This window comes from Psychrobacillus sp. FSL K6-1464, assembly GCF_038003145.1.
GTDB classification, from domain to species: Bacteria; Bacillota; Bacilli; order Bacillales_A; family Planococcaceae; genus Psychrobacillus; species Psychrobacillus psychrotolerans.
This window is the reverse complement of sequence record NZ_JBBOOP010000001.1, coordinates 2,568,584-2,583,386: the sequence shown is the minus strand read 5'-3', so window position 1 is coordinate 2,583,386 and position 14,803 is coordinate 2,568,584. Positions and strand designations below refer to the sequence as shown.

Here is a 14,803-nt window from a genome sequence, read left to right as displayed (position 1 = left end):
ATATAAAGAAGCAAAATAGCGAACGAAATTTCATCTTCGAGAGAGAGCTACTTACTAAATAGGAAGGTATCCTTTCTCTAGTAATCCATGCTAACGTGTCTCCGAGTGGTACAAAGAAGACGGACACAATTATAAAACGAGAAAAAGGGATGCTGGTAGGTTGTGAAGGACGTCACAACAAACTAGCATCCCTTAAATATGACTCGGTAATAATCAATTAGCATAGTAACTATTCAGAGCCGTTCGAAAACGATAGAAACAGACTTTCTCAATTCATTATTTGATTAAAAATTTTATGGTGAATCTTTTTCGATTCTATCGGTTTCATATTTTTCGGCATATCATAACCAATCCACACTGCAGCTGTATAAGTATCTGTAAGCCCTGTAATCCAGTAATCATAAAAATCATTGGTTGTTCCTGTTTTAGCCCCAATATAAGAGGACTGCACACTTATGCCCTTGCCGGTCCCATTAGCGACCACGTCTGCTAGTAGATCTCTCATTGTATGCACAGTTGTAGGAGACCAGACTTCGATCTTTTCTTCTTGCCATTCATATAGAGAATCGCCATTCTTGTTCGTTACTTTTTGAATAGCGTGAGCCGGTTTATACATTCCATTGATAAAGCCTGTGTAAGCATCAGCCATCTCCAGGACTGTAACCCCATTCGTTAACCCCCCTAGAGCAGCAGGGTAGGTATGATCTCCCGGAACTAAGTGATTAAATTGAAATTGCTCTAATTTCGCAAATGCCTCTTCAATCCCTACAGTTTGTAATAGACGCACAGCGGGAGTATTGTGACTAAATCGAAATGCTTGTTTTAGCGATACATTGCCGTATATGGCCCCACCATAATTTTGCGGACAATAACTCATAATACATAGTTTCCCCCCACTAATCTCATTGTTTGAAGTTAATGAAGTCGTTTCAAAAACAGGACCATATACGAGTAAAGGTTTTAAAGCTGAACCGGGTTGTCGTACTGCTTGATTGGCCCGATTGAAATCAAACTTTTTATAATCTTTGCCGCCGAACATACTGACTATTTCTCTTGTCTCATTATTAATAACGATAGAAGCTGCTTGTAAATCATTTGTTCTGTCTAAGAGTTTATCGATATATGTTACATCTTCTTTTTGCTTATGAGGATCTAATGCGGTATGCACGATTAGTCCTTGCGAGATTACTTCGTTTACGCGAGTTTGTAATTCGTTTTTAAGAAACACCGCCTGCTGCTCATTGGAGGCAGAATCAATTTTCTGTTGAAACCCCTCGTTACTACTGATCAGGGACTTTAGCTCGTCTAACACATAGGTGCTATAAACTGGATACAATTGTTTTTTTGTCTTAGTCTGAAGAACAATAGGCTCGTTTTTTAAGCTATTTCCATGCTCTGCAGAAATTTTGTTGTTTTTCACTAATACCTCTATCAACAACTCTTGTCGTTTTTTTGTAGCTTCGAAGTTTTCTAAAGGATTATATAGAGACGGGTTGTTAGGTATAGCGGTTATGAATACTTGTTGTGCTTCCGTTAATTCATTTAACGGTTTACCAAAGTAGTAGGTTGCAGCTGCCCCAATTCCATACACTTGGTTACTAAAGTATATTTCGTTTAAATAATTCTCTAGTATCTCATCTTTTTCTGTTTGTTTTTCCATCTCATAGGCATAGACGAGTTCCGTAACTTTTCGTTCATACGTTTTTTCTGTAGATAAGTAACGTAGCCTCACTAATTGCTGAGTAATCGTACTTGCCCCCTGGTCGCTGGCATTTGCGGCGGCATTGGCAAAAACTGCACGGAAAATCGCACTGAAATTAAAGCCAATATGATTATAAAACTCTGCATCCTCACTTTGTATAAGCACCTCTTGTACGAAGAGAGGAATAGATTCTAATGGCAGGGGATCTCGCCACTCAACATAATCTTCCGAGAAAATTTCCTTATCTTTATCCAACAGTACTATAGGAGATGTAATAACGGGTGTATTCAGTGGAATTGCCTCTTTTAAACTTTCTTTAAACTCTGATGCAGTTAAAATTTCGCTATGGATAAACGAGTATAAAATCCAAATGAGAGGAAAGCAAAGAAGAACAATAATATATCCAAATGCTTGTCGCATAAACTTGCACTCCAATTCTAATAATCTAATAACTAAAGCGCAAACACCCATGTCTCCCATGGAGTATGTCAATTTAAATTTACGACATCGTGGTTCTTCTGCGAGAAGGGCGTCGTAAAATAAAAACATTTTGTAACGACTCGATGGGTAAGGCGCTGGATCTGGACAGATAATATGTCAAAGCATATATTCTCTTTTCTAATAAAAAGAATAGCACACTTTCGATATGGAAAGTGTGCTATCTTTAAGTTAATTTTGCATGCATTTCTTCCTCTATTAACACATCCTCAAAATCTATTCGAGGTTTTTTTCTAGCGTAGTATATAATAACGAATGCTATTAAGAACAACGCACCAGTAACAAAAAAGACTGATGAAATACCGATGTAACCACTGATAAATCCTCCAAACATTGGTCCAATTATATTACCTAAAAAACGGAAACTTGTATTATATCCCATTAGTTCACCTTGAACCTCGATAGGGGCTTCTCTTCGTATTAAAGCGGTAGTAATTGGTATTAATCCACCAGATGCAATACCGAACAAGAAACGCAGTATTATCAGTTGCCATAATTCGGTGACGAATGCCTGAGGCACGATAAAAACAAAGGCTATAATTAGAAGAAAGGATAATATCTTTTCATATCCAATAGAATCTCCTAGTTTTCCCCAAGTTCTAGCAAACAGTAGACTTCCTACTCCGGTAGCACTAAAGGTAATACCTGCAAGAAGGGCAACTTCTTTCGAGTTCGTTAATTGAGAAACATATAAAGATAAAAGTGGTTGAATACTAAAAAGTCCAATTTGTATTAAGGAAGTTATCATTAGAACATTTAACACGAGACGGTGGTGAAATATACTGGAGATAACAGTTTTTCTGGAATATTCATGATCTCCTTCTTTTTTCTCTTTGCGAATTTCATGTATTCCAAAAAGAACGATTAAAGCCGCAATAGAGACAGCTGTTGCAGTAATCATAAATGTATATTGAAAACCGAATGTATCTGCTAGTAACCCACCAATAATGGGACCGAATAATGTACCAGAAACACTACCCATCTGTAAAGTACCCATTGTTTTTCCGGCAATTTTCTTTGGAGTTTGAGAGCTTATAAAGGCTAAAGAGGTAGGGATGAATCCAGTGACAATCCCCATAAACAAACGTAGGACAAAGAAGGCTTCTACAGAATTAACAAACCCCATTAACAAAACACTAATTGCAATCCCAAATCCATTAATGATTAAGATTGGTTTATAGCCATATTTATCAGCTATTCTTCCCCAGATAGGTGACATTAAAAATGCAGAAACAAATGTAGCGCCGAATACGAGTCCCGACCATTTTTGTACATACGCTTCCGAGAAATCACCCATTGTATTTATATATAAGGATAAGAACGGCATAATCATTGTCATCGTGGCAGAAACTAGAAAGATTGAAAACCACATGATCGTAAAATTGCGCTTTTGTACGCTCACTGAAATCCCTTCCCTCTATTGTTTTCTTAGCTTGTACTATTACTAGTATAGAACATTTAGTGTGTCGAAGAAAGTTAGATACTTTGTCACTGAATTTTGGTGTATTGTTATGGTAAACTAATTTGGGGTGAATGATTCATGAAAAAACTATTATTAATTATAGGGATAGCAACAACTATTTGCTTTTTAAGTGCTTGTGGAACAGATGATTCCAAAGCATCGAAAGTAGAGTTAAAAAAAGAAGATTCTACTATTAATTCTGATACCCAACAAGAAGGAGAGATAATCATGTATCCACAACTATCTAAAGAGGTTGCTTCAAATGAAGCATTAGTAACTATGAATACATCAATGGGATCGATTAAGATTAAATTATTCCCGGAACTAGCTCCAAAAACAGTGGAGAATTTCTTAACACATGCAGAAAACGGTTATTATGATGGCTTAATATTCCACCGTGTTATTCAAGATTTCATGATCCAAGGTGGAGATCCAACTGGTACTGGCATGGGGGGAGAAAGTATTTACGGAGCAGAATTTGAAGATGAGTTTTCGATGAATCTCTTCAACCTAAGGGGAGCTCTTTCGATGGCAAATGCAGGACCAAATACAAATGGTAGTCAATTTTTCATCGTTCAAGCTTCTGAACCACCTGCAACAGCTAAGCAAATGATCGATGGTGGATGGCCAAAGGAAATAGCTGAAGCTTACGAAGAAATGGGCGGAACTCCGCATCTTGACCAAAAACACACTGTATTTGGTCAGGTCATTGAAGGTATGGAAATAGTGGACCAAATGGCAGCAGTTAAGAAAGGCGCTCAGGACAAGCCACTAGTCGATATCACAATAGATTCAATCGAAATCACGCAGAAATAATTAGAGGAGTGTCTATATGTTTTCGTTTTTACATCTAGCTTTTTTGTATTTCCCAGAAGATAAATCGGAATATATACCTGTTGTAATCGAATTAGTTGTTTTAGTAGCGCTTTGTGTAATTGTTTTTAGATGGTTATTGAAAAAATCTAGAAAAGACGCTGAGAAAGCAAGAGTTTTAGAAGAAAAAATTATGCAAGCAAAAAAAGATGAACTTCACAAATAGTCTCTAAAATAGTATGACAATTACTATAGGTGCATATACAAAGAGACCCTCCATTTACAGAGGGCTCTGAAAAAGTCCTAAAAGGTATTTTATAGCGAGTAAGGGAACATTTTATGTTCTCTTGCTCGCTATTTTAAATTGGGGAGTCGTTGATTTGCATTCCAGTTGAAGTCGCTACCTTCCACGCAAATCAACTAGTATCATCTGCTTATTAGGAAGAAATTTTTCTTCTATCTAAAGAATTTTTCTCTTCCTGTATACTCAGATGGTGTGTCCCATGATTTCAAACAAAGAAACTCTTAACTAAGTCCATACATGTGATTTACGATAACGTCGTGCCGAAAGACAATAAGCTTAGTCAATTTTCGCATAGAACTTCACTTCAGGGTACCACAATTATGCACTGTGAATTTCAAGCGAAAAGTGAAGATATTAGATGACTAAGGGTAGGAAATAGAAAATGAAATAAGGCACTTGCTGACCAAAATGGACAGAAAGTGCCTTGTTTTTAATTCATAAAAGTCTTTTAGTACTATGAAAAAATTGTGCTTTAAAATACTTCTATTCAAGTGATTTTTTAAAACGTTCGACGCCATCTTGAACGGTGGATAGGGGACAAGCTAGATTCATTCGCAAGAATCCCTCTCCCGCTTTTCCATACTTGGATCCTGGTTCTAGAGCAAGCTTACCAACAGTTAATAGACGATCCATCATTTCTTTTTCAGAAAGGCCTGTCCCACGGTAATCAATCCAAACCAAATAGGTGCCTTCAGGCTTAGAAACTTTAATGCCCTCTAATTTGGAAAGATGTTCTATCACGTAATCCATGTTTACAGTTAATACCTCTAATAGTTCTTCCAACCATGGACCACCTTGTTCGTATGCAGTTTGAAGGGCAGTAAGTGAAAATATATTTAAGCCCATATATCCACGACTCATTGCAAGGTTCTCTAATACTTTACGTTTTTGTTCATCAGGAACCACCATAGCAGCAGCTTGAATACCTGCAAGATTAAACGTTTTAGTTGGAGCAAAAAAAGTAATAATATTATTTGGATCTTCCGCTACATTAAGTAATGGAGTGTGCTTATTTGGTTCAAAAATGAGATCCGAATGAATTTCATCAGATAATACTAATACATTATATTGCTGACAAAGTGCAGCCATTTTCGTTAAGTCGCCTTTGCTCCAAACTTTTCCACCTGGATTATGTGGATTACATAATATAAAAGCTTTTACATCATTCTTTAAACAGTTTTCAAATGAATGCCAGTCCATCTCATAGGAATTATCCATTTCTATTAACTGACTTGTAACCACTTCTCTCCCTAAATTTGTAGGAATGGTCGTAAATGGTGGATAGACTGGAGTATGAATAAGCACCTTATCGCCAACTTCTGTGAAGGCTTCGATTACTTCCGCTATTCCTGGTATAACTCCTTGGCGAAACATAATCCACTCATTTTGTATAGTTACTTGATGCTTATCTGCAACCCATTTAGTAAGCGATGATTTTGTTTCTTCAGGTGCCATTGAGTAACCAAATACTGGGTGCTCCATACGTGTTTGTAATGCCTCAATGATAACAGAAGGGATGGCGAAATCCATATCCGCAACCCACATAGGGAGTACTTCCGAAGCGTTATTGATAGAATATACTTGCTCTAACATATCCCATTTTGCAGAATATGTATTTCGACGATTAAAAACAGTAGAAAAAATGGACAAAGTGATTTCCCCTTTCAATTTATATTTATTATGTTATTATAACCCTATCTAATAAAACTAGTAAGGTGAAACTAAATGGACACAATTGAAATGAATAGAAGAGCGGTATGGACATTACAAAAATGGGATCCTTTCCACATTGGAGAGAATGCATATGAAACAGAAACGGCAGATGTTGTCGCCTATTTACAAAATATTGACCATCCATCTGATTTAGCGAAACGAATTCAAGAAATTTATGAACATTCTTTTGAAGAATGGATTCCATTAGAAAAATGCGTAGAGATATCTTATAAGCTAATCGCTTTAAAGTATGAAATGAAATGTATTATTTAAAAACAAAAAGCTTTCGGTTTTATTAAACCGAAAGCTTTTTTTATTGATTAAGCTTCTTTAATACCGTCTAATAAGTTAGAAGCTGGAACTTCAAGTGCATTGGACAATCTTAGAATTGTTTGAACTGATGGTTGTTCAACGCCTGATTCGTAGGCTTCTAGCTTACCAGTACCAATTCTTGTTTTTAATGCAAGAGTTTCTAGCGTAATATTACGCTCTTCTCTAAGTTGACGTAATTGCTCATGTAAACCTTTTTTCATGTTAAACCCACCCCTATCTTAATGATTATATTATAACATAATTCCTCTTAAAACTTTTGATATTAATGTCAGAAAAAGTACAATTTTTACATTAATAATTTCATAGCACCTTGGACGAATACCACAAGTATAGCGATTGGAGCTGCAAAACGCACAATAATATGCCAAGAATTCAGTAGAAAATCATTCAATCTAAGTTCTTGGATTAGTGTGGACTTAGAAAAATGGAAACCAGCAAATAATGATATAAACAATGCTCCCAGCGGTAATCCGATACTACTCGTTAAGAAGTCGGCGAAGTCGAAAATCGACATACCTAAGATGCGAACATTTGCTAATATACCAAAAGATAAGGCACTTGGAATACCTAATAAGAAAATGAGGAAGCCATAACTCCAAGCAGCCCGTTTCCTTCTATCATATTTTGACTTAATGCCAATTGATACAACTATTTCTAACATACTGATGGAAGAAGTAAGTGTTGCAAACAATAGGAGAACAAAGAATAAAATTAAGAAAAATTGACCGAAAATGATTTGATCAAATACTGCTGGAATAATGATGAACGCTAACCCTGGTCCTGCGTCCGGTGAGAAGCCTAATGCAAAGACTGCTGGGAAAATAACAAGACCTGCCATAATGGATATACCGATGTTCAAAAGAGAGACGCTAAGTGCAGATGAGCTAATATTAGTCTCCTTCGGTAAATAAGATGCATAAGTAATCATTCCAGAAATACCAACACTTAAAGAGAAGAACGCTTGGCCTAATGCGAGTAATGCAGTCTCCCATGTAAAGTAGGACCAATCCGGTACAAATAAAAACCTAATCCCTTCGATAGCACCGTCTAGTGTGAGGGATCGAATAGCTAGTACTACAAAGAAAATTAGCAAGATGGGCATCATCCATTTACTAGCTTTCTCAATTCCTCCCTTAATACCCCCAGATACAATCCAAATTGTTAACAGGATAAAAGTTGCCTGAGCAATTAATACCTCCCATGGATTTGAAATCACGGTATCGAACAAATCATTAAAGAATGATTCACTACTACCATTTAAGCTAAATGTAATGGCGCGGAACAAATAAGATAAAATCCACCCACCAACAACACTATAGAATGATAATATGATAAATGAAAAGGCAAAACCTGCCCACCCGATTAGAAACCAAGGTTTGCCCGGAGCAAGTTTTTTGAAGCCTGTGACAGCATCTGCTTGACCTTTTCTCCCAATTACAAATTCAGCAAGCAAGATAGGAAGACCTATTAGTAAAGTACATAAGATAAACAAGATAACAAACACACTACCCCCGTTTGTCCCTGCCATATAAGGAAATTTCCAAATAGCACCTAGTCCAATTGCACTTCCGGCTGCCGCTAATATAAATCCTATTTTAGATCCAAAATGATCCCGATTTGTCACGAAAATTCCTCCTTTAATAGGACTGTTTTATTGTACATGAGGATTTAGAGAAAATGTTAATTTATTTTACGAAACAAACTGCAATAATCTTTCGTATCATCATTAGAGCACTAGAGAGAGAGGGAGGAATATGTTAGAGGTCGAGTTAATAGAAAGAGCGCAAAGAGGGGACAAAACCGCATATACAGAACTCATACATATACATCATAGAACCGTTGAAAAATTTGCATTTCAGTGTGGTGTTCAAGTTCATGACATTCCAGATGTTACTCAAGAGGTATTTGTGAAGCTATATAGGTTCTTACATCAATTTCAGCGTGATCGGTTTACGACGTGGTTATATAAAATCACCTTAAATACTGCAAGGGATTACTACAGAAAAGAAACAAAAGAAAAGGAAAAGGAACAGAAATTGCACGTAGAAGTCGGATTAAATTATACAACGAAATCAGCGGAGGAACGAGTTTTAGTGTTTGAGGAAGACCGGCATCTCCATAATGCTATCCAAGCACTGGATGAAAAATATCGTCATCCTATTATTATGTTTTACTTTCATGAATTATCATATGAACAAATTGCAGAAGTATTAAATGTACCCTTATCTACGATAAAAATACGGTTAATGCGAGCAAAAGCATTATTAAAATCTGCTATACAAGTGAATGGAGGAGTCAAGCATGGACGATAAACAATTAGAAGAACGCTTAAATCTTTTAAAATCATCCTATGATCGATTGCCTTCATCTATTGATCCCGGTGAAATTTTAACAAAAATAGAAAATGAGAATAATGTTCCTCCGATAGAAAAGAAAATCAGAGGATCAAAGCGGCAACGAATTACCGTATGGGCGGTGAGCGTAGCAAGTGTGTTAGTGATTGGACTTTTAGGATCAACATATCTAACCGACTCAGATAATACAACAACTAGTGATGAAAACTACAGCGATGAAGATATAGAAAAATTTAAAAGCCGTTATAAAGACGAACGATTAAAACGTCAAAAAATTCTTCAGATGAATGAAGCTGAATTTACTACATTAGGTTTTGTTCAGTACGCTGATAATATTTTTTCCTCACAAATTGCCCCTGGGACTTTAGAAGGGAAAAATGATGATATTTCTATTCAAGAGGCATATGATTTGGCTATTGAAGGATTAAATCTCCCTTCTGAAATGATAGAAGTGGCTAAAAAAAGAGGTAAAATAAATAGTAAAGAAAGTGCCTATTTTGTAGATGATTTTGTTACTAAAACGGAGAATTTAATTTTCTACTATGAACAAATTCTACGAGATAATGAAGATGCTCTTAAAGTTGCCAAACATGAGGGAAGACTAAGTGAGCATGTACTCATTGCCAATCGATATAATCTCTCAAAAGAAATACAAAGCATGATTGAAGTCTTGCCTAAAGAAGGACTGAAACTAGGTGTAAATTTGGAAGGAACGGAATTTCGAATTATACCTGATTGGGCCTTATTCACAAGAGACCTTTTCTCCATTTTAGATGAAAATGAGGCGCGCTATTTAGGAATGTATGAGTTAATTCCAGGTCACGGGATAGCCACTTTGTTAGAGGAACAAGAACTATCTCAATTAGGATATTATTTAGCTAGCATAGAATTTACATTACTAAATTCAAGTGAAGGTTCGGCAATACATTCTCGCTGGGAAAATTATTACTTTGAGTTAGCAGAAAAAATTATTTTTCCATCAGACATTGGTGAAATATTAAATGATGACAATAAAATTAATATTGAAACCCAGATGGCATGGGAGTCACTAGTAAATATTCCGGGTGTGTCACCATTAGCTACAATGATGAAGCCTATCGTTGCTTCAATGAAATCAAGTGATTGGACATACAATGAGACCTATAAACTGTTGGACATAGAGCAGCTAAGAGATTATTATCTCTTAGCCTTGGATAACAAACTAGAAACGAACAAATTAGACTGGATTTCTATACTGCCTGACGGAGTGGAGAATAGCTTAGAGACTCCTTATACAATGTATGGAATTCATGAATTGTATAAAAAGTTCAATGAGAACTTTAATCCACTAGTATTACATGGAACTGGACCTATGGATATCACGCTCTTGTATCATTATGCGGATGGGCAAGATAACCATGAAATGATGTGGGAATTGATGACTAGTGATTTTAAAAATGAATATAAAAAAGAAGAATTTTTAGAGAATCCAACTTTTCAAAATATCATTGGAGATAGTGCAAAAAATCTATACTTTAACAAAGAATATTTAATCCCGGACAATAATAATTTGAAAACCTATATTGGACAGGAAAAAGGAAGTCAAGTCAGCTACGATATACTTCTCCGTCTGGAAAATGATGATATATGGAGAATTCAAGGGGAAGAAGATTACTTAATAAGTAAAGTAGAACCAGTGGATGATAAACTACTTCAGCGCGTTCATGATTTATATAAATCCTTTGTACGAACATATGATCAAACAGTTTTAAAAGGGGCAACCCCTGTAGAAATTGTAGGCTTGTACTATTATTCAGCTCAGCTAAAGGATTTCGAAACACAGTATGAGTTATATATTAAGGATGAAGGGCACCTTCAGATACCCAAAGATGAATACATGAACGCAGAACATCAACATATAGAAGATATTAGACTGGAATTTAAAGAAATGGAATTTGAAAAAAATTTGAATGGGGAGGGAGTTGTTACATTAACGAAATACCCCGACGAACAGGAGAACGTTCTTGGCTTTCAACTAATCCAAACTGAAAATGGTTGGAGACCACCGTTTATGCCTACACAGTGACTTTTGCCGTCATACTTCCTACTATGTTATAATTTAACATGACTATAACGTATATAAGAAAGTAGGAACGGACCATGACTCAAAATTATAAGGTAGGAGATGTTGTCACAGGTAAAGTTACAGGGATTCAACCATACGGAGCCTTTGTAAGCTTAGATGAGCAAACACAGGGTCTAGTGCATATTTCTGAAATAACATACGGGTATGTAAAAGAAGTGGAAGAATTTTTAACTGTAGGGCAAGGCGTAGAGGTGAAAATTCTAGAGATTGACGATGAGGCTGGTAAAATAAGCTTGTCCATGAGAGAACTCCAGGAAAAACCGACGCTACCAAAACGTGACGAGAGACCTCGCAAATCACTTCAAGATCGTATAGATGAACATGATGAAGAAGGGTTTAATTCGTTAAAGGAAAAATTAGCGGACTGGATCAAAAAATCAGCACTATAAAAAGGGTTAGCTCTCGCAGAGATTATCCTCGTGTATAAAAAAAGCAAGAATGTTGTTCAACAATATGAACTCATTCTTGTTTTTTTTATAAGCAGAATCTCTTATCGCTTCATCTTCCGTATTCGATATTGTAAGTTTTGACGGCTCATGCCTAATGCTTCCGCAGCTTTAGTTATATTACCATCAAATTTATCTAAAGCCTTTTGTAAGTAATACATTTCTGCGGATCGTAAATATTCATCTAGAGGAACTAATTCTTTATCCGAAGTTATCACAAAATCCTCTGCTTTTCCTGAAGTCACATTAAAATCCTGGACCTTTAATTTAAAGTGTAAAGGTAACATATCAAATTTCAACACTTGTTCAGTAGTTACCATTGAACTTATTTCATCTAGGAGCAGTTCCAATTCCTTCAGATTACCCGGCCATTCATACTTTAAAAAAGCTTGAACAACTTCTTCTTCAATATCCTTTATAGTGGAGCCATAACGGTTTAAATAGCGATTAAAATAATCATACATAAAAGGAAGGATATCTTCTGTACGTTTGCGCAAAGGTGGAATACTGATTGTTACCTGGGCAAAATAATAATATAGTTCCTTGCTTAACTTATTCGAAGAAATAAGATCTACTGGGTCCTCGCCAATACTTGCTATATAAAGGTTTTGTCCTGCTTCATTTGCAGATAGAATTTGCAAAAGTTCATTTTGTAATTCGAGGGATAATAAATCAATTCTTTCACAAAATATTGTACAGTGTGACATATCAGAAAGCTCTTTTTGAAATTTTTTTATTAAAAAACTATCTGAACTATGACAGTATAGAGAGATAAACTGTTTGTTTACTGGGGAGAGTTGGTTGTGAATTCCTTCAGCGATCAATTCCTTGCCCGTTCCAGCTTCTCCAACTAAAAGGACAGGCATTCGTACATGTGCCGCCTTTATAGAACGTTCTAATATATCTTGCATTTCTGATGAAACTGCTGTAATGCTAGAAAGGGTAATCGATTCATTGTACCTTTTTAAAGGCTGATAAATTAGTCTCTCTAGAGCAGTGATATCGCGAGAAAACTCCACTGCTCCTATAAGTTTTTCCTCAAGACATATAGGGTATGTATCATTAATAGTGGTTATTTCTTGGCCATTACGATTCCAGTATGTCTGTTTAGCTCGTAATACTGGTTCGCCACTATGCAAAACTTTTAACAATGTACTTTCTTGTTGTTCAAATTGGAAAAGTTCGAAGATGGAACGGTCTACAACATCAGTTAAATTTAGCCCTTCAATCTCTTTCATTTTTTCATTGTAAATAATGGTTTTGCCTGTTAAGTCAATGGCATGAATACCAACTGCTACCTGTTCGGTAGCAAATTTATAAAACGGTAGAAAATCTTTTATTTGTTCGTCCAAAAGGCTCACCTCAAAAAAATATTTCACATTTTAGAATTTTTTACTTGAATTACGCAACAATCTTTTGCATTATTATATATGTAAACTAATTAGAACTGCAAATTTTTTTTGCACCCAAATCGAAGGAGGATATTAAATTGATACCTTACAAACACGAACCATTCACGGATTTTTCAAAGGAAGAAAATAAAAAAGCGATGCAAGAAGGATACAAAGTAGTTGATGCATACCTAGGAAATGATTTCCCATTAATCGTTGGTGGAGAACGTATTACTACAGAAGCAAAAATTAAATCTTATAATCCAGCAAAAAAAGAAGAATTAGTTGGTGCTGTTTCTAAAGCTACACAAGAAATTGCTTCTAAGGCTATGGATATTGCTGATGAAACATTCCAAACTTGGAAAAAAGTTAAGCCTGAAATACGTGCAGACGTTCTTTTCAAAGCAGCAGCTATCATTCGTCGTCGTAAATTTGAGTTCTCTGCTCTATTATCAAGAGAAGCGGGTAAAACTTGGGTTGAAGCTGATGTAGAAGTTGCCGAAGGAATTGACTTCTTAGAATACTACGGACGTGAAATGTTACGTTTAAAAAATGGTGCACCAGTTGAAAGTCGTCCAGGTGAATATAACCAATATAACTATATTCCACTAGGTGTTGCGGTTGTAATCTCACCTTGGAACTTCCCATTTGCAATCATGGCTGGTACTACTGTTGCGGCAATGGTAGCAGGTAATACTGTACTATTAAAACCAGCTTCCACAACTCCAGTCGTTTCTTATAAATTTGTAGAAGTATTAGAAGAAGCGGGTATGCTTCCTGGAGTAGTAAACTTCATCCCAGGTTCTGGTGCTGAAATTGGTGATTTCATGGTAGAACATCCACGTACTCGTCTAATCAGCTTCACAGGTTCTCGTGATGTTGGATTAGGAATAGTAGAAAAATCTTCTAAATTAGCTCCAGGGCAAATTTGGATTAAACGTTCTATTCTTGAAATGGGTGGGAAAGACACAATCGTAGTGGATAAAGAGGCTGATTTAGAATTAGCAGCTCAGTCTATTGTGAAGTCTGCATTCGGTTTCAGTGGTCAAAAATGTTCTGCATGTTCACGTGCAGTAATCGTAGAAGACGTTTACGACACAGTGTTGAACAGAGTAGAAGAATTAACAAACGCTTTAACGGTTGGTATTCCTGACGGTGATGAGCACTTTGTTGGTCCAGTTATCGATGGTGCTTCATTCAAAAAAATTATGAGTTATATCGAAATTGGTAAAGAAGAAGGTCGTTTGGTTACTGGTGGTACAGGAGATGATTCTAAAGGATTCTTTATCCAACCAACTGTCATTGCTGACCTATCTCCAACTGCACGTATTATGCAAGAAGAGATCTTTGGACCAGTTGTTGGTATTTCTAAAGCTAAAGATTTCGATGAGGCATTAGAAATTGCAAACAATACAGAGTACGGTTTAACAGGTGCTGTAATTACAAATAATCGTTTGAATCAAGAAAAAGCGCGTGAAGAGTTCCATGTAGGGAACCTATACTTCAACCGTGGATGTACAGGTGCTATTGTTGGTTACCAACCATTTGGTGGATTTAACATGTCTGGTACAGATTCAAAAGCTGGTGGACCAGATTATGTCCAACTTCATATGCAAGCGAAAACAACATCTGAAATGCTTTAAAATTTCCAAGGCAGACTTT

The 14,803-nt window shown here is 36.1% G+C and carries 13 protein-coding genes; 7 read left to right on the top strand and 6 right to left on the bottom strand.

Features of this window, described 5'->3' with window-relative positions:
• Window positions 1–268: 268 nt before the first annotated feature.
• Window positions 269–2,122, bottom strand: coding sequence for a transglycosylase domain-containing protein (locus tag MKX39_RS13080; RefSeq protein ID WP_340769784.1), 1,854 nt, complete (start codon window positions 2,120–2,122; stop codon window positions 269–271).
• Window positions 2,123–2,366: 244 nt separating this feature from the next.
• Window positions 2,367–3,602, bottom strand: a complete 1,236-nt coding sequence (locus MKX39_RS13075) for an MFS transporter (protein ID WP_093537800.1) — start codon at window positions 3,600–3,602, stop codon at window positions 2,367–2,369.
• Window positions 3,603–3,740: 138 nt separating this feature from the next.
• Between MKX39_RS13075 and MKX39_RS13070 the strand changes: the two genes are divergently transcribed.
• Entirely contained in the window at window positions 3,741–4,478 is a 738-nt protein-coding gene (locus tag MKX39_RS13070) for a peptidylprolyl isomerase (RefSeq protein ID WP_445678026.1), read from the top strand.
• A gap of 16 nt (window positions 4,479–4,494) precedes the next feature.
• The gene (locus MKX39_RS13065) at window positions 4,495–4,701 is read left to right on the top strand and encodes a hypothetical protein (RefSeq protein WP_093537801.1); all 207 of its coding nucleotides are present in this window, start codon (window positions 4,495–4,497) and stop codon (window positions 4,699–4,701) included.
• A 561-nt stretch (window positions 4,702–5,262) separates the two neighbouring features.
• Here the strand turns inward: MKX39_RS13065 and MKX39_RS13060 are convergent.
• A complete protein-coding gene (locus MKX39_RS13060) occupies window positions 5,263–6,429 on the bottom strand; it encodes a MalY/PatB family protein (protein ID WP_340769783.1) in 1,167 nt (388 codons plus the stop codon).
• Between the two features lie 75 nt (window positions 6,430–6,504).
• Here MKX39_RS13060 and MKX39_RS13055 point away from each other — a divergent pair, with 75 nt between their 5' ends.
• Window positions 6,505–6,765 carry a DUF1871 family protein gene (locus MKX39_RS13055; RefSeq protein WP_093537803.1) on the top strand — a complete coding sequence of 87 codons (261 nt, stop codon included), beginning with the start codon at window positions 6,505–6,507 and terminating at the stop codon, window positions 6,763–6,765.
• 47 nt (window positions 6,766–6,812) lie between these two features.
• Here MKX39_RS13055 and MKX39_RS13050 read toward each other — a convergent pair whose 3' ends face one another.
• Both MKX39_RS13050 and MKX39_RS13045 read right to left on the bottom strand, forming a co-directional pair.
• On the bottom strand, window positions 6,813–7,025 hold the full coding sequence (locus tag MKX39_RS13050) for a helix-turn-helix domain-containing protein (RefSeq protein ID WP_093537804.1): 213 nt from the start codon (window positions 7,023–7,025) through the stop codon (window positions 6,813–6,815).
• An 86-nt stretch (window positions 7,026–7,111) separates the two neighbouring features.
• A complete protein-coding gene (locus tag MKX39_RS13045; RefSeq protein ID WP_340769782.1) occupies window positions 7,112–8,449 on the bottom strand; it encodes a sodium-dependent transporter in 1,338 nt (445 codons plus the stop codon).
• A 130-nt stretch (window positions 8,450–8,579) separates the two neighbouring features.
• Here MKX39_RS13045 and MKX39_RS13040 point away from each other — a divergent pair, with 130 nt between their 5' ends.
• The 3 genes from MKX39_RS13040 to yugI all read left to right on the top strand — a co-directional run bounded on the left by MKX39_RS13040 (window position 8,580) and on the right by yugI (window position 11,693).
• A complete protein-coding gene (locus tag MKX39_RS13040; protein WP_340769781.1) occupies window positions 8,580–9,137 on the top strand; it encodes an RNA polymerase sigma factor in 558 nt (185 codons plus the stop codon).
• Complete coding sequence (locus MKX39_RS13035; RefSeq protein WP_340769780.1) at window positions 9,127–11,244, top strand: hypothetical protein; 2,118 nt, start codon at window positions 9,127–9,129, stop codon at window positions 11,242–11,244. The genes MKX39_RS13040 and MKX39_RS13035 overlap by 11 nt, the downstream gene beginning before the upstream one ends.
• 74 nt (window positions 11,245–11,318) lie before the next feature.
• Window positions 11,319–11,693 (top strand): S1 domain-containing post-transcriptional regulator GSP13, encoded by a 375-nt coding sequence (yugI, locus tag MKX39_RS13030; RefSeq protein ID WP_340769779.1) that lies wholly within the window; start codon window positions 11,319–11,321, stop codon window positions 11,691–11,693.
• 101 nt (window positions 11,694–11,794) lie between these two features.
• On the opposite strand, the gene MKX39_RS13025 is transcribed toward yugI, so the two are convergent.
• The gene (locus MKX39_RS13025; protein ID WP_322788093.1) at window positions 11,795–13,111 is read right to left on the bottom strand and encodes a sigma 54-interacting transcriptional regulator; all 1,317 of its coding nucleotides are present in this window, start codon (window positions 13,109–13,111) and stop codon (window positions 11,795–11,797) included.
• Between the two features lie 128 nt (window positions 13,112–13,239).
• On the opposite strand from MKX39_RS13025, the gene pruA reads away from it, so the two are divergent.
• Window positions 13,240–14,784 (top strand): L-glutamate gamma-semialdehyde dehydrogenase, encoded by a 1,545-nt coding sequence (pruA, locus tag MKX39_RS13020; RefSeq protein WP_093537810.1) that lies wholly within the window; start codon window positions 13,240–13,242, stop codon window positions 14,782–14,784.
• Window positions 14,785–14,803 lie beyond the last annotated feature (19 nt).